This is a genomic window from Ferviditalea candida (assembly GCF_035282765.1).
In the GTDB taxonomy this organism is placed as follows: domain Bacteria; phylum Bacillota; class Bacilli; order Paenibacillales; family KCTC-25726; genus Ferviditalea; species Ferviditalea candida.
This window is the reverse complement of the sequence record NZ_JAYJLD010000022.1, coordinates 23,413-43,848: the sequence shown is the minus strand read 5'-3', so window position 1 is coordinate 43,848 and position 20,436 is coordinate 23,413. Positions and strand designations below refer to the sequence as shown.

Below are 20,436 nucleotides of genomic sequence, written 5' to 3'. Positions count from 1 at the left end.
ATCCCGCTCTTGCATTTCAAGTTGGGAAAACCGGAATTTTGATGGCAAACGTTGTTCCCCGTCCTTCACTGCTCGTCACCTGAACGTTCCCGTGATGGGCATCCACCAGGCTTTTCACAATTGCCAAGCCCAACCCCGTTCCGCCGGTTATGCCTCGGGTTCTGGCCTTGTCCGCCTTATAAAAGCGCTCAAAAATATAGGGAAGGTCGTGTGCGGGGATGCCCTGCCCCTCATCCTCAATCTCAATCAGCACCGCCTTATTCCCGTTCAACCGGTCCGGGCCGGCCTTCATGTATATATGCGCGCCGGATGGCGTATGCCGGATCGCATTGTCCATCAAATTGGTCATCACCTGCTCCAGTCTGTCTTCATCCGCATATTCCAGCACTAGGTCGCCGGAATTGAAATGCTGGCTGAGCAAAATCCCTCTCTCCTTGCACAATACGGCATACTTGCGATAGACCCGGGCAAACAGGGATTCGACATTGACGTGTCCCCTTTTCAGTTCCAGATGTCCCGCTTCCATGCGAGCCAAATCCAGCAGGTCTTTCACGAGACGCCCCATGCGCAAGGATTCGTCGTAGATGACTCTCGCCATTTCTTTTCTTTCTTCCGGCGTACCGGCAATATCGTCCAACAACGCTTCGCTGTATCCCTGCAGCATCGAAAGCGGCGTGCGCAGTTCGTGCGACACATTGGCCACAAAGTCTTTACGCAGCTTTTCCAAGCGGTATTCCTCGGTTACATCCCGCAGCACGGCCACCGTTCCGCGAATCATTTGGTTGGAGTACAACGGCGCCATCACAACCGACCAAACCCCATTGCGAACGTTGACTTTCGTCGTGTTTTTCCGTGCCTCCTGAACGACGGAATCAAACAGCTGACGAAGCGGCTCGGGCACATCGCTGTCCTCCCTCGCGGAAGGCTCCCAAGCGAATTTTTTCCATTCGCTCAGAACCTTTTCGCCCAGCGAATTGGCCAGCAGCACTTTGCCTTCCGCGTTGAACGTGATGACGGCGTCAGCCATGCTGTGAATAATGCTGGACAAGTGTTCTTTCTCCAGGCTGAGATCGTGGATAATGCGTTCGAGCTCTTCAGCCATATGATTCAGCGTTCTCGCCAGCTCGCCGATTTCGTCGTTGGATTGCATCGGAACGCGAATGCTGTATTCGCCCAGCGAAATCATGTCGGCGGCTTCCTTCATCTGAACGAGCGGCCGAGTGATTTTGGTCAGCAGGAAAAAGGCAAAAAACGTCGTCAGCAAAAAACCGATGATGCCGACATATACGAATAGTTTTTTAATATCGTAAGCATAAGTGCTCGTAAAATTCAAATCCACATATTCCAGCAAAAATATCCCTAAAATCAACAGCACCAAGGCGACCAGACCGATAATGGTCAGCCAAAGCTTGCCTACGACACTTCTCCAGATCTTCACTTATTTCGGCACCTCGAGCTTGTACCCGACTCCCCATACCGTGGTGATCATCGATGAGGCTTCCGGCGAAACCTTGCTCAGCTTTTCCCGCAGGCGCTTCACGTGCGTGTCCACCGTCCGCAGATCACCGAAGAATTCATAATTCCATACATCCTTTAGGAGCTGTTCTCTGGAAAACACCTTATCCGGGGAGCTGGCCAAATAATGCAGCAACTCGTATTCTTTGGGCGTCAAAGTCACTTCCTGACCGTCTGCCGAGACCCTATGGGCATCGTGTTCAATGGTGACATGAGGGAATACAATGATGTTGCTGGATGCTTCCTCTTTGGTCAGATAAGCGGTAGCGGAAGAACGGCGCAAGATAGCCTTGACCCGATAGATGATTTCACGGGGACTGAACGGCTTAACCACATAATCGTCCGCTCCAACCTCAAAGCCCTGCACGCGATTGACTTCCTCACCTTTTGCCGTCAGCATCAGCACAGGCGTCGCTTTCGACTGGCGCAGTTTGGCGCAAACTTCAATACCATCCATACCAGGAAGCATGAGATCCAGAATGATCAGTCCAAAGTTACCCTCGACCCCTTTTCGAAGCGCAGTTTCACCATCCTCCGCTTCTTCGATCTCAAAGCCTTCCTTCTCCAGATACATGCGCAGCAGTCTGCGAATCCGCTCCTCATCATCGACGACCAGGATCCGTTTCAAATTGTCCTCCATTGACACCTACTCCTTTCCTGCTAACTTGATATTGCGACCACTGGGCTATGAGTCTGTCCGAGAAAGCCACGATCGTGAATATTTATTCAATGTAATCGTTATTACGAATAAACTTTCCGTGCTCATTCCCTTATTCGTCATAACTCTATTTGAAAAAAAATCAGGAACATAAATCCATCGTACAGACTCCTGGCCCTTACACTCCCGCATAGGAATGCAAACCGGCAATCACCAGATTCACACCCACCAGGGTAAACATCACCACGATAAAACCGACCACCGAGAGCCAGGATGATTTTTTCCCCTGCCACCCTCTGGACAGCCGAAGATGCAAATAAACCGTATAAAAGAGCCATGTGATCAGGGCCCACGTTTCTTTGGGATCGAACCCCCAGAACCGGCCCCATGCCTCCTGAGCCCAGATCATCGCAAAAATCAGAGCGCCCAGCGTAAAAATCGGAAAACCGATGGCGATCGCCCGATAGCTGATTTCATCCAAATCCTCGGGATCGATGCCTTCGAGCACCCTGCCCGCGAAAGCGCCGAGAGGCTGCCGTACGGCAAGCCGCAAAAGCAAGTACAGGACGATTCCCGAAAGCGCTGACCAGATAACCGTATTCAGCTTGCGTCCCGCATTAATGCCCTTCATCCAAAAGGGCGCCTCGAACAGGGGCTGACTCATTCCGAGGAATGTATCCATCTGCACCAATTGGCTGTTGTACGGTTTCACAATCGGAGGCAGCGTATACTCAACTGTTCCTTGCATGGCCGGCTGCGCCCCGTTGCCGGCCATCGACGGCTGCTGGGTGAATTCCGCTTGATAATTCATGCCCTTGAAACCGAATACGGACACGGTAAAGCCGATGACCATCAGAATGACCAGCAGCACAAGCTCGAGTTTCCACTGTTCTTTTCGTGCAGAGCCTTCCTGTGCCTTGTAATTGACGGTCCGCAGCAAATACATCAGACCGGCGGCAAAGCCGACGGCAAAGAAGGCTTCACCGGTTGCCGCTGTCGTTACATGAATGTACAGCCAATAGCTTTTCAAGGCGGGAATCAGCGGCTGAACCTCCGTCGGAAAGACGGAAGCATAGGCCAGGATGATGATGCTGACCGGCATGGCGAAAGCGCCGAGCAACGGCTGCTTGTATATCAGGTAAATGACAATAAAGGCAGCCATAATCATCATACCCAAAAATGTCATGAACTCAAACATATTGCTGGTGGGGACATGACCGCCACCGATCCAGCGGGTAATGAAATAGGCCACTTGCGAGAGAAAGCCGATCACCGACACTATGAAGGCAAGGCGGCTCCATCGATGCAAATGCTTTTCGGGATCCCTGTTGCTCCAACGCCTGCCCGTCAATGCCACCACGTATCCCAAAAAGGAAACACAGTACAAGATAAAGGCAATCAACAGCGCGCGGCTGGAAAAATCGACGAGTTGCATTAATTCTTCACCCCGTTCTCCAACATTTTCGGTTCCACAGCTATGCCCATCTGAGACAATGCCCAGGAAACATCCTTTTTCAGGCCATACCAATTCTTGTTGGTATGGGCCCCCAACAGCAGACGGTTCCCCTCGTCAATCCGCAGCCAGATTCTGCGATGCTGCCAATACAATCCCATGACCACACCGATCATAAAAATAATCGCCCCCGAGTATATATAGGGCATGGCGCGATCCACGCGGATATTCAGATAGCTCGTGTAATTGGCAAGCTCCACGTCCTTCATGGAGGATGCGGAAATTTCGTACTCTTGTCCAAATTGGCCGTTCAGCTTATCCTGGCTGAAATTCACTTTATCGATCTGCTTGGCGAAATAAACGTAGATTTCACCATTATCCGGCAAACCCGGGCCTTTGATCAAAAAAATGTAAGCCGGCGCATTCGGCGTATTCGATTTCGTGAACGGAATCCCTTTCTCGTTCAGCCCAAAATCCGGAAAATAATCCTTCAACTCCAGCTTATAAGGCCCGGACGTATAGGAAGAATCCGGATTATGCGTCTTGAGCTTGAAGGAACCGAACCTTTCACCGGTCTGCTTATTTTTCAGAGAAACGGTGACGGCCATAATCTGCGGCGTTTCCCGGTAATCGAATTGATAAGCCAACAGCCCTTTATAATCGAGCGGATCGTTCACGATGATATCGTGCCGCGCAACTTCCTGCAGCACCGGCGCTTTACCCGTTTCGTCACAGTCCGCGGTGCATTTGTACAAAACGGCTTTGGTCTTGAACATTTTCGGAACGAGACGTCCTTGACCCCTGAGCTTTTGAGGCATCTCCTCATCCGAGTAGAAATCCACAGTAAACTTCTGATTTTCCAAAAAATAAGGAGTATCCGGAATTCTCGTAACTTCGCCTTCCAGAAACCCGATATATTGATCCATATACCAACCGGGAATGCCCCGTAGCAGCACGGCCAACAGAAAAATGATCAAACCGATATGGTTGATGTACGGCCCCCAGCGGCTGAACCGGTTTTTTTCGGCCAGCAAAGCGTTGTCCTCTGCCTGCACCCGATAGCCTTTTTTGCGGAGCTGCGCTTGAAGCTCCCCGATCCATTCTTTAGGATCCCGCGTTGCCTGAGCATCCGGAATATCGATCGAACCGGAATAGACGACCCTCTGCCTGCCGATGAAATCCGGATGCTTGCGGATTTTCTGTTTGCTTAATGCCCTGTACAACGGAAGCACCCGGTCCAAGCTGCAGATAACCAGAGAAGCCCCGATCATCACCAACAACAGCTCGAACCACCACGAACTGTATGTATGCGACAATCCGAGACGATAATAGATCGTGCCGAGCGTTCCGTAATTATCAGCGTAATATTGCGCCGGATCAACGTTCATGAAGGTGTTTTCCTGCGGATAGATCGTACCGAGCACCGCCCCAAGGAGGGTGATGACAATCAGGATTACCGCATTGCGCACCGATGAAAAAAAGTTCCAAATTTGATCAAGCCATGACGGGTTTTTCCGCTGCGAGCGGCGGGCGACACCGTCATACCGCATCTCCAGGGGCGCCGTTCCTCCATCGTCCTCCACCGGCTTGCCGCATGCTTCGCAAAGCACGGTTCCCACGTGGTTCTGGTGGCCGCATTCGCATTTCGTATTCCCGAGGAGCATCTGCCCTGCAACCTCCTTCGCCGCTGTCCTGTCTACTTCGACAGCATCCTCGATAACGTCTGTTCCATAAACTCCTCCGTCATTTCCCCTTCCCGCATGGCCTCAATCCGTCCATCGGAATTGACAAAGAAAGACGAGGGATAAAGCGATACCCCATACTGCTTTCTGACCGTACTATGATCGAGCAGGATGGGAAACTGAAGCTGATTTTGTTTGACGAATCCCCGTACCGTAATCAGGCTTTCATCCAGATTGACGGCGAGCACAACGAAATTCCGATCCTTGTATTTTTCGTACTGCCGTTGAATGGCCGGCATTTCCCGCACACAGGGAGGACAAAAGCTGCCCCAAAAATTGATCAGGATGACCTTGCCCTTATAATCGGACAGCTGATGCTTTGTTCCGTCCAAACCTTCCAGTACAAAATTCGGCGCGCGGTCGCCCGCTCTCGGAACTTTGCCGCCGTCCATTAAAGAACTGCCGATCGTAAGCGCCCCGACAACGAGAATTACCAGCAGGATCACGATCTGCATCCATTTTCGGTTGTTTTTCGACACGTTTATCACCAGCAATTCTACCCGTATTCATGATCCGCCAGCATCGCTTAGCCATCCATAATTCATTATAGCGAAAAAAGAATGTTTCTAAATTACCCTTTTTGAACATTATGTGTCACCTTGAACTCAATTCAAAGTGAATTCTTCAAGAGACGCTTCAGCCAGCCATTTTCACCTTCCGCTGGCGATAAGAAAATGGCTTGGGACGTCTAAGAGATCGGCTTCATCAAATCTTTAACTTCCTGGGGAGTCAAATGGCGGTATTTACCACGCTGAAGACCATCCAAGCCCAATGAGCCGAACCGGATTCTTTTGAGCCGGACAACGGGAAAGCGGATCGCCTCCAGCATCCGCCGAACCTGCCGGTTGCGTCCTTCATAAATCGTAATGGACAGAACCGCTGTGTTGTTTTCCGGATCAATATCGTGGTACTCCACCTCCGCCGGGGCGGTCATGCCGTCGTCCAACATAACCCCGTTCGCCAGTTTTTCCAGATCGGAACCGTGCGGAACGCCTTTGACCGTAGCCAGATAGGTTTTGGGAATATGGTGTCTGGGATGCATCAGCCGATAGGCGAATTCCCCGTCATTGGTCAGCAAAAGCAAGCCTTCCGTGTCATAATCCAGCCGCCCGACCGGATATACCCGCTCGTTCACATCCTTCAAAAAATCCGTGACGATCTTACGGCCCTTCGGATCGGAGACGCTGGTAATGACGCCCTTGGGCTTGTTAAGTAGGAGATAAATATGCTTTTGCGCTTTGATGGCTCGTCCATCCACTTTGATGATATCCACCTGGGGATCGACCTTTGTCCCGAGCTCAATCACCTTCAGATCATTGACTTCAACCCGGCCCTGCCGGATCAATTCCTCGCATTTTCTGCGCGAAGCCACACCGGCTTGGGCGAGCACCTTTTGCAGTCTTTCCATTTCTGACGTCACCTCAAACCTAATCATACCCGTCATCATCAAGAATCACAAGTTAATGCCTCCATGCCTCATGCTTTATCCGAACACAAACATGCATACAATCACAGCCGCCGCAAAGCCGACCAAATCGGAAAACAAGCCGACCTTCAAGGCGTAGCCCGCTTTGCGGATGCCGATCGCGCCGAAGTAAACCGTCAGCACATACAGCGTCGTATCCGTGCTGCCCTGCACCGTCGAGGCGATTCTCCCGATCATCGAATCGGGACCGAACTGCTTGATCAATTCAGTGGTAAATGCAAGCGAACCGGCCCCGGTGATGGGCCGGAGAATGGCCAAGGGAAGAACCTCTCCGGGCACGCCGAGTTGTTCAAAAAGCGGCCGCACGAAGCCGATCAAAAAATCCATCATGCCCGAGGAACGAAAAATACTGATCGCCACCATCATCCCGACCAAATGCGGAATAATCCGGACAGCCGTGTCGAAGCCGTCCTTCGCTCCGTCGACGAAGGACTCATAGACGGGGACTTTTTTATAGGAGGCATATAAAGGGATGAAAACCAGGACGACCGGTATGGCCCAAGAGGAAATGGCCGTGATGACAGATAGCAACTGGAATCATCCTTTCGATTTAGGGGGTTTGGAGCTGACGAAGCGATAATATCTGTCAAGAAGGATCGCGGCGGCCGTTGAGATGATCGTGGCGAACAAAGTGGTTCCCACAATTTCCGCCGGATTGGCGGAATTAAAATTCAACCGAATCGCGATCAGCGTAGTCGGAATCAGCGTGATGCTGGCCGTGTTGATGGCCAGCAGGGTGCACATCGCCGGGCTCGCCTTGTCTTTGTCCGGGTTCAGCTTTTGCAGCTCCTGCATCGCTTTGATGCCCATGGGCGTGGCCGCGTTTCCCAATCCCAGGATGTTCGCGCTCATATTTGACATAATATAGCCAATAGCGGGGTGGTTCTTGGGGACATCCGGAAACAAAAAGCGGATGATCGGACCAAGCAGGATGCCGAGCTTTTTCAACAGGCCCGCATCCTCGGCAATTTTCATAATGCCGAGCCACATCACCAGAATGCTGATTAAACCGAAGCTGACCGTCACACCTGTCTTGGCTCCGTCAAACGCCGCTTCCGTGACCGTGTCGATGTTCCCGTTGACAGCCGCGAAAATAACGCCGGATACGATAAAAAAAAGCCAGATGAAATTGACCATCGGATTGAATCACCCGCTTTCCCGATTCAATGTGAACAGCGCTTTCAACAGCTGCGCCCATACTTGCGCAAATCCGCTCCAAGGAGCCGAAGCCGCTTCCTTATTCAATGCCGACCGGTCCGTCAGGTTCAGCCGGGTACTGTATTGGTCCACCAGCGGAACCGCGCCGATCTGCCGGCCCTCCAAATAAAAGACCACCCTGCCTTTTTCCCCTAACCGGTATGCGGTCGATTGCTTCTCATAAAGCTCCGTTTTTTGCGATAGTCCGGATATTTCACTGTCCGCCAGCGGATAAACAAAGCTTTGCGCCGCTACGGCATTCGTATTCTCCACGAGCTGCCCTTTGCGGATGATTTCCCTTTCCGGGAAGTTTTTGAAGCCGTAATCCAAGAGCAGCTGATGATCCGCCCAGTCGTTCGAATCGTCCAGCGTGACGACGGCCAGCTGCTGCCCGTTGCGTGTGGCCGAGGACGAGAGACAGCGCCGGGCCAGCTTCGTATAGCCCGTTTTGACTCCGTCGGCCCCGTCGTACAGCGTAAGCATTTTATTTTTGTTGCGCCACTTGTAATCCCACGGCTCATTCGGATTCGGGGCCGTTTTGACCTTCGTTTTGACGATTTCCCGGAAAACCGGATTGCGCAGCGCATATGCCGTCAATTTGGCCATATCATCCGCCGTGGAATAGTGATCCTGCGCGTCCAGCCCATGGGGATTGACAAAATGCGAATTCGTCATGCCGATCAGCTTCGCTTCCTCATTCATCAGGTAGACAAAGCCGTCAACCGACCCTCCGACATGCTCGGCAATGGCCACAGCCGCATCGTTTCCGGAACGCAGCATCAAGCCGTAGAGCAGATTCTGCAGGCTCATCTCTTCTCCTTTTTTCAAATAGATCGATGAACCTTCCACCCCGAAGGCTCTGGGGCCGACCTTCACCTTGTCCGAAAGGTTCCCCTTCTCAATGGCCACAATGGCCGTCATAATTTTGGTCAGACTGGCGATCCGCATGCGCTTGTTGCCGTTCAGGCTCATGAGCATTTTTCCGGATTGCACATCGATCAAAGCTGCCGCCTCGGCATGAATGGAAGGCGGATTCGGAGCGCCTGCAAAGGTCAGCGGCGCCGCCGCGAAATAAACGAGCAGGGCCAGACATAACGACAGCAAACGGTTTCTCATCTTATCCTCCTATTATAAAAATTCGTCCATTGGGATAAGCCCATTTTGTAAATAATATATGCGGAGGAGGACGGGTTATGTCCTTTAAATAGGGTAAAACCGCGCATGCGGATCAACCCAAAAAAAACGCCTGACGGCGTCCTTAACGCTGGCGAACCTGAAGCTCCAGAATCCTGTTTCCAGTTCTCTGGGACTGAAAGGCTTCATCATATAATCGTCGACGCCAAGCTCCAATCCGAGAACGGCGGTCAAACTCCCCGCCTTGGCCGTTAACATAATAATCAGAATATCAAATTTTTTCAAAGTTTCGCGGCAAACTTCATAGCCGTCCATTTTCGACATCATGCTCTTTTTATCAAAAGATAGTTTTAAGGGCATGACCTAAAAATCCCGAGTCCTAACGAATAGGTATAGAAAGTATCGCATTTGAACAATGGAGGTTAAGATTCGATGACGGAATACAAATCTTTCATCCAAAACCAGTTGCAAAAAATGAAAGCCATTGCTTCTCAATTCACTTCGACAAAAAATAGCGACAATCAAAATAAAAGAATCACAGTGGATTCGCGTACATACGAGCTGCTTGAAAACATCGCGGAGGCACAGCAAACAACGGTCGGCGCTGTCATCAATCACGCTCTGGGACAATACGTCAAGAGCAGACAGGGTCAATCCAATCTCCATGCGACGCTTGAGCGGAAAGAAAAAAATCCGTTATTATATCTCGATGCGCTGTCCAAAAATTTGCATGTTGAAAGAAAGGAGAATTCCGCATGACGAATTACCATCACTCTGTTTTTTTGGATGATACCGCGTTGAAGGCTTTTATGAATCCCGACGATCCCAGCTATATCAAAGCCCGCAATCTGTTTCTTGAGCTGGACGATTTGGATCGGCAGCTGGTTACGACGAATTATGTTATTTTTGACACGCATCAGTGGCTTAGGGACCATTATGGCTATACAAGCGCCGATTATTTTCTTAATACCATTGAAAAGTCGGTCAGCAAAGATAAATTGGCGGTCATTTCGGGAAATCCGGAATTCGAGCGCAAGGCAAGACAATTGCTCATCGAACGTCCGGATTGCGGATTCTCCCTGAATGAGGCTTTAACGGCGGTCGTGCTGATTACCTACCAAATCAAACGGATCTTCACCTTCAATCCGGGGTTTTCGCTGATCCCTCATCTGGATGGGGAAATCAAGCCCATCCCCGGCATCTTGTAAAATAACGGCGCAACAAACGCCTACACCTGCAGCCAACCTTGGCGGATGAATTTTTTGTACCAGTAGTAGCTGTCTTTTTTCGTCCTGTTTAACGTGTCGAAATCGACATGCACCAGACCGAACGGCTTGGAATAGCCGTAAGCCCATTCGAAATTATCCATCAGCGACCATACGAAGTAGCCCCTGATATTGACTCCGGATTCGATCGAGCGGTGCAACTGAATCATATGCTTCTTCAAATAATCGATCCGCTGCGCATCCCGATTCCTTTCCCCATCGAATTCACCGTAGAAGCAAGCGCCGTTCTCCGTGATGTAGATGGGGATTTTTCCGTACTCCCGATCGATCCAGCTTAAGACGCGGTAAAAACCCTCTGGGAAGATATTCCAGTAAATGTCCGTTTTGGAGAATCCCGTGTCCACCGGCTCAAATTTCAAAAGATTGGCTTGCTCTGCGTGCTTCCCGACGCCCCCTGAATAATAGTTGATCCCAAGAAAGTCAATCGGTTGGCTGATCTCATCCATATCCCCTTGTTGAATGGGAACGGTATATCCAAGCTTCTCATACCATTGCAGCATATATCCCGGATACCGTCCCTTAAGGACCGGATCCAAAAACCATTGGTTGAAATGCCCGTTACGCCTCGCACAGGCTTCAACATCTTGTTCTTTAGCGCTGTATGGCTCAAACCATTCCACATTCGGGACAATTCCGATTTCCCCTGCCAGTCCCCTTTCGCGAAACCTTTTGACAACCCGTCCGTGGGCCAACAGCACATGGTGAGAGACGTTCAGCGCAAGCTGAAAATCGCGCAGCCCCGGAGCGTGTTCACCCAGATAATGCGATAGAAACGACACACACCACGGCTCGTTGATGGTAAACCATTTGCCAATTTTATTTCCCAGGGAGCCGAATACCGCTTCCGCATACTCGACGAACGCATCGACGGTTTCCCGGCTGTTCCAGCCGCCCAACTCCTGCAGCTTTTGCGGCAGATCCCAATGATAAAGCGTGCAGTACGGCTCGATGTCATTGACCAGCAGCCGGTTGACCAGCTTGTGGTAGTACTCCAAGCCTTTTTCATTGACGTCTCCCCGTCCCTCCGGCAGAATACGCGGCCAGGCAATCGAGAAGCGATATGCGCGGACGCCAAGCTCCTTCAACAACGCGATGTCCTCATCCAGCCGATGATAGCTATCACAGGCGACATCTCCGGTATGTCCGTTATAGGTTTTTCCCGGCGTATGCGCGAAAGTATCCCAGATCGACATTCCCCTTCCGTCCTCGTCATACGCGCCTTCGATCTGATAGGCCGCTGTCGCCGTTCCCCACACAAAATTCTTCGGAAATTGAATCCTGTCCATAATGGTTTTCCTCTCCCGCAGCAATAAGTTTTGATACCTTCATTATAAAAAAATCGACTCATGGATATGAGTCGAAATGTTTTAAAATCAGGTTTAAATTTATTGGATTTGCCGTTACATCATAATATTGGGATCGTTCACGCCCTGCGGAACCCCGCCTCCGGCGGCGCCTTTTCCCTTCAGCATGCTCTGAATCTTGTCGACGACCTGCGGCGCCGATTCAATAATCCGCTCATACAAATGCGTGCTGTTATCCAGCGGAACGACCTTGACTCCGAACTGTCCAACCACGAGAAAAGCTATCGGCGTGATTGATACCCCGCCGCCGCTTCCGCCGCCGAACGGCAAAGCTACTTTTGCATTTTGGAGGTCGTTTTTGTTCGTTCCTTCGGCATCTCGTTCGACGACAAAATCGCTGCCCCCCGCGGCGAATCCGAAACCGACCTTCGAAATCGGAAGAATGATGCTTCCGTCCGGCGTTTCAACAGGATCACCCACAATCGTATTCACATCAACCATTTCCTTGATGTTTTCCATTGCCGTTTGCATCAGACCCTGAATTGGATGATCAGCCATGACAATCCTCCTTTTATGTTATGGCGATGGCCTTATTCATTTTCCCTTTTTATCATCCCCATCCAAGACATCGAGTATGTATCTTGAGGATTCCGATTGTAATCAGGCCTTGAACAGGATATTCTGCCATGTTTTCAGCCCGCCTTTCACTTTCATTATACGAACCAAAAGAATTAGGCCGGCCTGAATGGCAACGCCGAGGCGGAATTCAAATATGCATTGGAGTTCCGTAGAAAACCGGAACTGCGTGAACTGGGGAATTACGGCGAATTCCGGAGTCTCCTTCATGCAAAAATATTTGCTTGCAAACCCGAGAATCGAAGCCTTCAATCCCCATATGAGCCCGGCGGTAACCGCCGTATCGGCCGCATCCTCAAGTCCGATGAAGGTTTGCCAGCGAAGACTGGTGCATTTGACCTTGACAAGAACATCCTTGATCCAACCGTGCAGATCAAAAACATGATCGGCAAGCATTTTAAACTCCCGGTAATACCGGATGATTTTCTCCCGGTTGATCCGCTGTTTGCCTTTCTCTTCCGACATTGTTTCTTTCCCCGCATGCCATGCGGATTCGTTTTGCAACCGCACCCCTTTTTGCAAATTTTTGAAACGAATGGCCGGCACTTCAAACCTGAATCTTGCCAAACCGAATAATCCCCTGAAATCGGCGTACAGCCGATCGTTGTCCTGCTCTCTGGAAAAGAACAATTTGATGGTGATCCTGCTCATCCAGATCAACACGATCAACACGGCAAGCAAGCCGAGGCTTACGATCCAGTACATGCGCATCCTCCGTTCAACATTAAAAACCCAAGCCCGGCACACGCGGGTGCCGATTCTTGGGTTAGTATCCCCTATGGGAATTTTGGAATATTCATGTTAGATCATCGATCGTAATTTGTCTTTCTTCCAGCTTTTGAAACAGCAGCCGGGTCTCTTCCTCCAGATTTTCATTGCTCTCAAAAGCGGAAATATCGGGCAAATCGCCAACACTGTTCAGCGCAAAATAATCGAGGAACGATTTGGTCGTTCCGTACAATATCGGTTTGCCGATCGCTTCCGCCCGGCCTACTTCCTGAATCAGCTCTTTCGCCACTAGGGTATGAATCGCGCGATCCGATTTGACGCCGCGAATGTCCTCGATTTCCACGCGCGTGATCGGCTGCCTGTAGGCAACGATCGCCAACGTCTCCAACGCCGCTTGAGACAAGGTTCCATGGCTGGGGGAAGCAGCCAGACGCTCGAAATAGGAGGCATGCGCTGGCAGGGTGGTCAATTGGAATGAACCCGCAATTTCAAGAATCTGAATTCCCCGTTTCTGCCGGGAAAAGTCACCCTTCATATCATGCAGCACATCGATCACCCAGTCCACATCCTGCCCCAGCACCTCGGCAATCTGCTTGGCATCGATCCCTTCGTCGCCGGAAACGAACAGCAGACCTTCGATCACCGATTTCACTTCCCAGTCATCCAATGGCTTCCCCCTCCTTTCTCAGTTCAATCACGATATCTTCAAAAAGCCGGTGCTGATAGCATAGAATTTTGCGCATTTTCATCAATTCCAGAATAGCCAAAAAAGTAACCACTACCTCACGGCGGGTCGCCTCAGGCGAAAAGAAATCCGAAAACAGCAGCTTCCCGTCTTGAGCATAAAGGGATGTAACAATCTCATCCAGACGGTCTTTAATGGAAATCTCATCCCGTTCAATTTTGGCCACTCTGTCCCGGCTCGAGGCTTTTCGGAGCGCCTTTTGAAAAGCGACGATCAAATCGAACGTGCTGAAGCCCTTGACCGGATTTTCCGAAACGGATACAGCATACGGCGTCAGATCGACGGGCTCTCTGGAATAAATCAGGCTCCGCCGCAGTTCCTGCTCCCGTAAAAACTCTGAGACCGCCTTGAATTTCCGGTATTCGATCAGCTTTTGCACCAATTCGGCGCGGGGATCCAAATCGGGATCATAGTCCTCGCTTTCGATGTCGATGACCGGCGGCTTCGGCAGCAGCATCCTGCTTTTGATCGACAAAAGCGTGGCGGCCATGACAAGAAACTCGCTGGCCGCATCCAGCTGCAGTTCCTGCATGGCGTTCACATATTCCAGATACTGATCGGTAATCTCGCTGATGGGAATATTGTATATATCGATTTCCGCTTTGTCGATCAGATGCAGCAGCAGGTCAAGCGGCCCCTCGAAAGATTCCAGCCTATAGAGAATGGGCATCCTTTTCCCCCGAATTTACTCTTTGAATTCTTCGAATTGTTTCATTAAATTGGCCATTTCAATAGCCGTTGTTGCGGCTTCCCAGCCCTTGTTTCCGGCTTTCGTTCCTGCCCTTTCGATCGCCTGCTCGATGGAATCGGTCGTCAGTACCCCGAAGATAACGGGAATTCCAGTACGCTGGCTGACCGCGGCAACTCCTTTGGCGGCCTCGCTGCTGACGTATTCAAAATGCGGGGTGGAGCCGCGAATGACTGCGCCCAAAGTTATCACCGCATCATATTTTCCGCTTTCCGCCATTTTCCGGGCGCCGAGCGGAATTTCGAAGGCGCCGGGAACCCAAGCGATTTCGATATCGTCCGACTCCGCTCCGTGGCGCTTTAAAGCATCCAACGCGCCGGACAGCAGCTTGCTGCTGATGAATTCATTGAACCTCCCCACCACGATGCCGAATTTGAGATTTTTCGATATCAGATGGCCTTCGTACACTTTCGTCATCTTCCACTTCTCCTTATGCAGTGATTGTTATTTTCTTCCGTCATTCAAGTTCAGCAAATGGCCCAATTTGGCTTGCTTAGTCTCCAAATAATACTTATTCTCCTCGTTCCCGGCCACCTGCAGCGGTACCCGTTCAACCACCTGCAGCCCGTAGCCGTCCAAGCCGATGATTTTGCGCGGATTATTCGTCAGGAGGCGGATTTTGCGAATCCCGAGATCCTTCAGAATTTGCGCGCCGATCCCGTAATCGCGCAGATCGGGAGCAAACCCCAATTTAATATTCGCGTCCACCGTATCCAATCCCTGCTCTTGAAGCTCGTAAGCCTTCAATTTATTGATCAGCCCGATTCCTCTGCCCTCCTGCCGGAGGTACACGAGCACTCCCGAGCCGGCTTCGTCAATCTGCTTCAAAGCGGCCGCCAGCTGCGGGCCGCAATCGCACCGATGGGAATGAAACACGTCGCCCGTAAGACATTCAGAGTGCATACGCACGAGCGTGGGCTCGTTTTCGTCAATTTTGCCCTTGACCAGAGCGACATGCTCTTTGTCGTCGACTTCATTGGAATAAGCAATTGCGGTAAACACACCGAAATCGGTCGGCAGTTTCACCTCAACTTCACGTTTGACAAGCTTCTCCTTCTCGTTGCGGTAATGAATCAGATCGCGGATCGAAATCAGCCTCAAATCATACTTCTTGGCGATTAGCTGCAGATCCGGCAAGCGTGCCATCGTGCCGTCTTCCTTGATTACTTCGCAGATGACCGCCGCCGGATAAGAACCGCACATCCGGGCAAGGTCGACCGCCGCTTCCGTATGTCCCGTGCGGCGCAGCACCCCGCCCTTTTTGGCGATCAGCGGAAAAATATGGCCGGGCCTGCGGAAATCCTGGGCCTTCGTATTCGGATCGATCATCGCCTTGATAGTCATTGATCTTTCATACGCGGAAATGCCGGTCGTCGTTGTCCGGTGGTCGACGGACACGGTAAACGCGGTGCCGAAATAATCGGAATTTTGCGCGACCATCGGCGGAAGATCCAATTCCTCGGCCCGCTCCGGCGTAATCGGGACACATACGAGCCCTCTTCCTTCAGTGATCATAAAATTGATGATTTCAGGTGTCGCTTTTTCGGCCAGGGCGATAAAATCCCCCTCGTTCTCCCGATCTTCATCGTCGACCACGATGATGACTTTGCCAAGCATCAAGTCATATATGGCCTCTTCAATGGGATCCAGTTTGAATTGTTCGGACATGCGCTCATCCCCTTTTTTAATTAGATGAAGCCGTGTTCGGCAAGGAAGCTTTCAGTAATGGGTGCCCTGCCGCCCTTGCCACTTTCCTCTTGGCGGTAATGCAGCAGATGATCGATATATTTGCCCACCAGATCGCATTCGATATTGACTGCAGCTTCTTTATGCTTGTACTGGAGAACCGTTTCCGACAGCGTATGCGGGATGATCGAAACGCTGAACGTTCCGTTCCGCACATCGACCACGGTCAGGCTGATGCCATCGATGCAGATGGAGCCGCGCGGAATCACAAACTTCATGATTCCGGGGTCGGACGGCCGTATGGTGAAAACCACGGCATTCTCCTCCGGTCTGCGTTCCAATATCGCGCCGGTGGTATCCACATGCCCCTGCACGATATGTCCTCCGAAGCGGCCGTTTGCTCCCATTGCCCGCTCAAGGTTCAACGGACTGCCCGGGGACAAGTCCCGCAGATTGGTCTGCCGATAGGTCTCCGGCATGACATCGACGGTGAACGAATTGCGGTCGTAGGAGACCGCCGTCAAACAGACTCCGTTCACCGCAATGCTGTCGCCTGCGGCAATGTCTTCAAGCACTTTGTCCGCGCCGATCGTCAGCACCAGGGTCTGCCCTTTCTTATCCATGCTTTTCAGACGCCCGATTTCTTCAATAATCCCCGTAAACATGAAATCATTCCTCCTCGCCATAATCCTCATCTCCAGCGTCGGCATAGCGCGGCCGGCCGATGACGCAGAAGTTGTCGCCGAACTGCTCATAACGGACCTCTTCCAGCCTGATGGCATCCGCCATCCGCTCAAAGCCGGAAAAAGCGATATTGGACGGAGCTGCGAAGCCGCCGATTATTTTCGGGGCAAAAAACAAGTAAACCTTGTCCACCAGGCCCGCTTCCAGCATGGCCCCGTTCAAACGTCCGCCGCCTTCCAGCAGGATCGAACCGATCTCTTTTTGCCCCAAAAGCCGCATGGCCGCCCGCAGATCGACTTTCTCCCCGTCGCCGCATACGAGCACTTCCGCGCCAAGCTCCTCCAAACGGCGGCGTTTGTCCTCCGGAGCCGCCGCAGTCGCAAGCAAAATCGTCTTCGCCTGTGGGTCGGCAAGGACTTCAGCGGTTTCCGGCGTCTGCAGACGGGAATCGGCGACAATCCGAATCGGATTCAAGCCCGGCACAGATAACCGAGTCGTCAGCTTCGGATTGTCGGCCAGCACTGTATTCACACCTACCATCACGGCTTGATGCTTGTGCCTCAGCACATGCACAAATTCCCGTGCCGATTCGTTGGTAATCCAACGACTGTCGCCCGTACGGCTGGCGATTCGCCCGTCCAGCGTGCTGGCCGTCTTCATCGAAACAAACGGGAGACCGGTAAGAATGTGCTTGCGAAATGCCTCATTTAGCGCATCGGCTTCTTTTTCGAGCAATCCGGTCTCCACTTCGAGTCCGTTTTCCCTCAGTCGTCTGACACCGCTTCCGGAAACCCGGGGGTTGGGATCTACAGCGGCGATGACCACCCTCCTTACCTTTTCGGCTATGAGGCGGTCGCTGCATGGGGGCGTCAATCCGTAATGCGAGCAGGGCTCCAGCGTTACATACACCGTGCTTCCGGCGGCATGGGCGCCGGCCATGTTCAACGCATGAACCTCCGCATGCGGTTCCCCGCGCTTCAGATGCGCGCCGAGACCGACAATCCTTCCATCCTTGACGATCACACAGCCGACGGCAGGATTGATGCCAGTCTGCCCCTGAACCTGCTCAGCCATTTGCAAAGCCAGGCGCATATACGTTTCATCGTTGATGGCTTGCATTGATAAACTCCCCCCCTGGTCAAACAATTGCTTCTCGTTTCGGGCCGGAAAGTACAAGAAAAGCCCCTTTTACCATAGTAAAGGGGCTGATATGGAGAGGATGAGCATGATACCGAAAGAGGGACGGTTTTCGGCCATTCCCGTTTCCGGCTGCAACTTCATGTGAAAAAATTAACAAATAAATGAAGTTTATGTTCGCGTTTTCCTTCTCCCATCCAGACTATACTGTCGGTCCCGGAGTTGCACCAGGTCCACCGTCCGCCAACACTTGGCAGCCGGGTCACGGACTGACGGCGAGCTAAAACAGCTTCACCGATCACCGCCGGTTGGGAATCCCACCCTGCCCCGAAGGAAATTCTATGTGAACATTATACAAATTTGCATCGAACATGTCCAGCAAATACGGCAAGAACTTGGATGCAAAGGAGCGAATCGCTCATTCTTCGTCCCACACTTTTACGGATTTCATTTTGTCGCCGGGGCGGATCGCATCGACATGCTCCATTCCCTTATCGACCTGGCCGAAAACGGTATGGACGCCGTTCAGGTGAGGCTGCGGCTGATAGCAGATAAAGAACTGGCTGCTTCCCGTGTCTCTGCCGGCATGAGCCATCGAGAGCGTTCCCCGCTCATGCTTGCTGGTGTTTGTCGCCGTTTCGCATTTAATGGCATACCCGGCTCCGCCGGTACCGTTGCCGACGGGACAGCCGCCCTGTGCGACAAATCCCGGGATGACGCGGTGAAAGCTCAGCCCGTCGTAGAAACCGGAATTGGCCAGCTTTTCAAAATTGGCAACCGTATTCGGCGCTTCTTCCGGGAAAAAGCGGATCAACACTTCCCCGCCTTTTTCCAGTTCGATTTTTCCATATTTGCTCAAATGGATGAACTCCCTTCTATCCTGAAAATTTGCAAATTATTATTTGACAAGCTCGCGTTTTTGCAGTCTCTCCGGAATAACGTCATTGCCCACGATATCGTCGTGGGATTCGCGGCGCACGACCAGATCCGCTTGTCCATCCTTCACAAAAACAACCGCCGGCCTGCGAATCCGGTTATAGTTGCTGGCCATCGCATAATTGTAGGCTCCGGTGCAGGATACGGCGAGCAAATCTCCCGGATTGGCCTTGGGCAAGGAAAGATCCCAGATCAGCATGTCTCCGCTCTCGCAAGCTTTTCCGGCAATCGAAACCACTTCTTCGGTCTGATCCTCCGCCCGGTTGGCCAGTATCGCTTCATAACGGGACTCGTACAGCGCCGGACGCGGATTGTCGGTCATGCCGCCGTCGACGGCGACATATTTGCGAACGCCCGGGATGTCCTTGTACGTGCCGATTGTATAAAGCGTTGTACCCGCATCGCCAACCATGCTGCGGCCCGGCTCAACCCAAATTTCCGGCAGCGGATAATCATAGGAGCCGAAGTACGTGCGGATGGCATCGTTCATTGCACGAACATACTGAGCGATCGGCAGCGGCGTGTCACCCTCAACGTAGCGTATGCCAAAGCCTCCTCCGAGATTGACGACTTTGAACACGATATTCAATTCATCGCGTACCTTGGCCGCAAAGCCCGCAACCTTCTCCACCGCCATCCGGAAGCCTTCCACCTCAAAGATCTGCGAACCGATATGCGAGTGAACCCCCAGAAGATGAAGATTTCCAAGCTCCGAAACTTCCGCAACTGCCTGCATGGCGGCGCCGCTGGCCAAATCGAAGCCGAATTTGGAGTCGGCCTGGCCGGTGGAAATATATTCATGCGTGTGAGCTTCCACTCCCGGCGTGATGCGCAGCAGAACATTCACTTTTTGACCTTTTTCACCGGCCATATGATTCAACAGCTGCATTTCCACGAAATTGTCGACCACGAAATAGCCGATCTTGGCATCCAGGGCCATGGCGATTTCCTGAGGCGTTTTGTTGTTGCCGTGGAAATGAATCCGTTCGGGAGGGAATCCCGCTTTCAACGCGGTGTACAGCTCGCCGTCGGACACCACATCCAGCGACAGCCCTTCTTCATCGGCCAATCGGCACATGGCCATCACGCTGAAAGCCTTGCTCGCGTATGCCACCTGAAAACCAAGCCCGGCAGCGCGAAAGGCCTCCATATATTCCCGCGCCCTTTGGCGGATCAGCGCTTCATCCATCACATAAAGCGGAGTGCCGAATTTTTCGACGAGCTCCGTCGTATCACAGCCGCCGATTTCCAAATGGCCCTTGCTGTTGATTTTGCTTGTTCCATGCAAATACATAAACAAAAAGTCCCCTTTCCTGCATCGCGGCGGATGAAAAATATAATTTAAAGTTACCATAACCCT

The 20,436-nt window shown here is 51.8% G+C and carries 22 protein-coding genes, 1 pseudogene and 1 riboswitch; of the genes and pseudogenes, 2 read left to right on the top strand and 21 right to left on the bottom strand.

Annotation, left to right across the window (positions count from 1 at the left end; translation table 11 throughout):
- Window positions 1–16: 16 nt before the first annotated feature.
- The 10 genes and pseudogenes from VF724_RS14160 to VF724_RS14115 form a co-directional block, all read right to left on the bottom strand.
- Window positions 17–1,438: an ATP-binding protein gene (locus tag VF724_RS14160; protein ID WP_371754909.1), complete on the bottom strand. Its 1,422-nt coding sequence runs from the start codon at window positions 1,436–1,438 to the stop codon at window positions 17–19.
- Window positions 1,439–2,155: a response regulator transcription factor gene (locus VF724_RS14155; RefSeq protein ID WP_371754908.1), complete on the bottom strand. Its 717-nt coding sequence runs from the start codon at window positions 2,153–2,155 to the stop codon at window positions 1,439–1,441. It abuts the gene before it with no gap.
- Window positions 2,156–2,351: 196 nt separating this feature from the next.
- On the bottom strand, window positions 2,352–3,608 hold the full coding sequence (gene ccsA, locus VF724_RS14150) for a cytochrome c biogenesis protein CcsA (RefSeq protein ID WP_371754907.1): 1,257 nt from the start codon (window positions 3,606–3,608) through the stop codon (window positions 2,352–2,354).
- A complete protein-coding gene (resB, locus tag VF724_RS14145; RefSeq protein ID WP_371754906.1) occupies window positions 3,608–5,290 on the bottom strand; it encodes a cytochrome c biogenesis protein ResB in 1,683 nt (560 codons plus the stop codon). The genes ccsA and resB overlap by 1 nt, the downstream gene beginning before the upstream one ends.
- 32 nt (window positions 5,291–5,322) lie before the next feature.
- A complete protein-coding gene (gene resA / locus VF724_RS14140) occupies window positions 5,323–5,847 on the bottom strand; it encodes a thiol-disulfide oxidoreductase ResA (RefSeq protein WP_371754905.1) in 525 nt (174 codons plus the stop codon).
- A gap of 209 nt (window positions 5,848–6,056) precedes the next feature.
- A complete protein-coding gene (locus tag VF724_RS14135) occupies window positions 6,057–6,776 on the bottom strand; it encodes a pseudouridine synthase (protein ID WP_371754904.1) in 720 nt (239 codons plus the stop codon).
- Window positions 6,777–6,851: 75 nt separating this feature from the next.
- Entirely contained in the window at window positions 6,852–7,385 is a 534-nt protein-coding gene (locus VF724_RS14130) for a spore maturation protein (RefSeq protein WP_371754903.1), read from the bottom strand.
- A 6-nt stretch (window positions 7,386–7,391) separates the two neighbouring features.
- Window positions 7,392–7,991, bottom strand: coding sequence for a nucleoside recognition domain-containing protein (locus tag VF724_RS14125; RefSeq protein WP_371754902.1), 600 nt, complete (start codon window positions 7,989–7,991; stop codon window positions 7,392–7,394).
- 9 nt (window positions 7,992–8,000) lie between these two features.
- On the bottom strand, window positions 8,001–9,167 hold the full coding sequence (locus VF724_RS14120) for a D-alanyl-D-alanine carboxypeptidase family protein (protein WP_371754901.1): 1,167 nt from the start codon (window positions 9,165–9,167) through the stop codon (window positions 8,001–8,003).
- 180 nt (window positions 9,168–9,347) lie between these two features.
- Window positions 9,348–9,512 (bottom strand): annotated as a pseudogene (locus VF724_RS14115) (response regulator); the annotation flags it as partial.
- Between the two features lie 105 nt (window positions 9,513–9,617).
- On the opposite strand from VF724_RS14115, the gene VF724_RS14110 reads away from it, so the two are divergent.
- Window positions 9,618–9,944, top strand: coding sequence for a hypothetical protein (locus VF724_RS14110; protein ID WP_371754900.1), 327 nt, complete (start codon window positions 9,618–9,620; stop codon window positions 9,942–9,944).
- The gene (locus tag VF724_RS14105; RefSeq protein WP_371754899.1) at window positions 9,941–10,393 is read left to right on the top strand and encodes a type II toxin-antitoxin system VapC family toxin; all 453 of its coding nucleotides are present in this window, start codon (window positions 9,941–9,943) and stop codon (window positions 10,391–10,393) included. The genes VF724_RS14110 and VF724_RS14105 overlap by 4 nt, the downstream gene beginning before the upstream one ends.
- A 20-nt stretch (window positions 10,394–10,413) precedes the next feature.
- On the opposite strand, the gene VF724_RS14100 is transcribed toward VF724_RS14105, so the two are convergent.
- From VF724_RS14100 to lysA, 11 genes are all read right to left on the bottom strand, one after another.
- Window positions 10,414–11,757: a GH1 family beta-glucosidase gene (locus VF724_RS14100; RefSeq protein WP_371754898.1), complete on the bottom strand. Its 1,344-nt coding sequence runs from the start codon at window positions 11,755–11,757 to the stop codon at window positions 10,414–10,416.
- Window positions 11,758–11,871: 114 nt separating this feature from the next.
- Window positions 11,872–12,333 carry a GerW family sporulation protein gene (gene ytfJ / locus VF724_RS14095; protein WP_371754897.1) on the bottom strand — a complete coding sequence of 154 codons (462 nt, stop codon included), beginning with the start codon at window positions 12,331–12,333 and terminating at the stop codon, window positions 11,872–11,874.
- A gap of 102 nt (window positions 12,334–12,435) precedes the next feature.
- The gene (locus VF724_RS14090; RefSeq protein ID WP_371754896.1) at window positions 12,436–13,116 is read right to left on the bottom strand and encodes a DUF2953 domain-containing protein; all 681 of its coding nucleotides are present in this window, start codon (window positions 13,114–13,116) and stop codon (window positions 12,436–12,438) included.
- 91 nt (window positions 13,117–13,207) lie between these two features.
- Complete coding sequence (gene scpB, locus VF724_RS14085; protein WP_371754895.1) at window positions 13,208–13,807, bottom strand: SMC-Scp complex subunit ScpB; 600 nt, start codon at window positions 13,805–13,807, stop codon at window positions 13,208–13,210.
- Window positions 13,800–14,555, bottom strand: coding sequence for a segregation/condensation protein A (locus tag VF724_RS14080; RefSeq protein ID WP_371754894.1), 756 nt, complete (start codon window positions 14,553–14,555; stop codon window positions 13,800–13,802). The genes scpB and VF724_RS14080 overlap by 8 nt, the downstream gene beginning before the upstream one ends.
- A gap of 15 nt (window positions 14,556–14,570) precedes the next feature.
- A complete protein-coding gene (gene ribH, locus VF724_RS14075; protein ID WP_371754893.1) occupies window positions 14,571–15,050 on the bottom strand; it encodes a 6,7-dimethyl-8-ribityllumazine synthase in 480 nt (159 codons plus the stop codon).
- Window positions 15,051–15,077: 27 nt separating this feature from the next.
- Entirely contained in the window at window positions 15,078–16,301 is a 1,224-nt protein-coding gene (locus tag VF724_RS14070) for a bifunctional 3,4-dihydroxy-2-butanone-4-phosphate synthase/GTP cyclohydrolase II (RefSeq protein ID WP_371754892.1), read from the bottom strand.
- A gap of 20 nt (window positions 16,302–16,321) precedes the next feature.
- Complete coding sequence (ribE, locus tag VF724_RS14065; protein ID WP_371754891.1) at window positions 16,322–16,984, bottom strand: riboflavin synthase; 663 nt, start codon at window positions 16,982–16,984, stop codon at window positions 16,322–16,324.
- Between the two features lie 4 nt (window positions 16,985–16,988).
- Entirely contained in the window at window positions 16,989–18,122 is a 1,134-nt protein-coding gene (gene ribD, locus VF724_RS14060; RefSeq protein WP_371754890.1) for a bifunctional diaminohydroxyphosphoribosylaminopyrimidine deaminase/5-amino-6-(5-phosphoribosylamino)uracil reductase RibD, read from the bottom strand.
- Between the two features lie 199 nt (window positions 18,123–18,321).
- Window positions 18,322–18,479: riboswitch (FMN riboswitch) on the bottom strand.
- A 79-nt stretch (window positions 18,480–18,558) separates the two neighbouring features.
- Window positions 18,559–18,999 carry a peptidylprolyl isomerase gene (locus VF724_RS14055; RefSeq protein ID WP_371754889.1) on the bottom strand — a complete coding sequence of 147 codons (441 nt, stop codon included), beginning with the start codon at window positions 18,997–18,999 and terminating at the stop codon, window positions 18,559–18,561.
- 39 nt (window positions 19,000–19,038) lie between these two features.
- Complete coding sequence (gene lysA, locus VF724_RS14050; RefSeq protein ID WP_371754888.1) at window positions 19,039–20,370, bottom strand: diaminopimelate decarboxylase; 1,332 nt, start codon at window positions 20,368–20,370, stop codon at window positions 19,039–19,041.
- Between the last annotated feature and the right edge of the window lie 66 nt (window positions 20,371–20,436).

What these genes read in the sequence shown, in the direction of transcription:
- VF724_RS14090 (WP_371754896.1), bottom strand. Translation starts at nt 13,116, where the DNA reads ATGTACTGGATCGTAAGCCTCGGCTTGCTTGCCGTGTTGATCGTGTTG.
- ribE (WP_371754891.1), bottom strand. Translation starts at nt 16,984, where the DNA reads ATGTTTACGGGGATTATTGAAGAAATCGGGCGTCTGAAAAGCATGGAT.
- VF724_RS14100 (WP_371754898.1), bottom strand. Translation starts at nt 11,757, where the DNA reads ATGGACAGGATTCAATTTCCGAAGAATTTTGTGTGGGGAACGGCGACA.
- ccsA (WP_371754907.1), bottom strand. Translation starts at nt 3,608, where the DNA reads ATGCAACTCGTCGATTTTTCCAGCCGCGCGCTGTTGATTGCCTTTATC.
- VF724_RS14105 (WP_371754899.1), top strand. Translation starts at nt 9,941, where the DNA reads ATGACGAATTACCATCACTCTGTTTTTTTGGATGATACCGCGTTGAAG.
- VF724_RS14080 (WP_371754894.1), bottom strand. Translation starts at nt 14,555, where the DNA reads ATGCCCATTCTCTATAGGCTGGAATCTTTCGAGGGGCCGCTTGACCTG.
- lysA (WP_371754888.1), bottom strand. Translation starts at nt 20,370, where the DNA reads ATGTATTTGCATGGAACAAGCAAAATCAACAGCAAGGGCCATTTGGAA.
- VF724_RS14135 (WP_371754904.1), bottom strand. Translation starts at nt 6,776, where the DNA reads ATGGAAAGACTGCAAAAGGTGCTCGCCCAAGCCGGTGTGGCTTCGCGC.
- ribH (WP_371754893.1), bottom strand. Translation starts at nt 15,050, where the DNA reads ATGACGAAAGTGTACGAAGGCCATCTGATATCGAAAAATCTCAAATTC.
- ytfJ (WP_371754897.1), bottom strand. Translation starts at nt 12,333, where the DNA reads ATGGCTGATCATCCAATTCAGGGTCTGATGCAAACGGCAATGGAAAAC.
- VF724_RS14070 (WP_371754892.1), bottom strand. Translation starts at nt 16,301, where the DNA reads ATGTCCGAACAATTCAAACTGGATCCCATTGAAGAGGCCATATATGAC.
- VF724_RS14155 (WP_371754908.1), bottom strand. Translation starts at nt 2,155, where the DNA reads ATGGAGGACAATTTGAAACGGATCCTGGTCGTCGATGATGAGGAGCGG.
- ribD (WP_371754890.1), bottom strand. Translation starts at nt 18,122, where the DNA reads ATGCAAGCCATCAACGATGAAACGTATATGCGCCTGGCTTTGCAAATG.
- resB (WP_371754906.1), bottom strand. Translation starts at nt 5,290, where the DNA reads ATGCTCCTCGGGAATACGAAATGCGAATGCGGCCACCAGAACCACGTG.
- VF724_RS14110 (WP_371754900.1), top strand. Translation starts at nt 9,618, where the DNA reads ATGACGGAATACAAATCTTTCATCCAAAACCAGTTGCAAAAAATGAAA.
- VF724_RS14125 (WP_371754902.1), bottom strand. Translation starts at nt 7,991, where the DNA reads ATGGTCAATTTCATCTGGCTTTTTTTTATCGTATCCGGCGTTATTTTC.
- VF724_RS14120 (WP_371754901.1), bottom strand. Translation starts at nt 9,167, where the DNA reads ATGAGAAACCGTTTGCTGTCGTTATGTCTGGCCCTGCTCGTTTATTTC.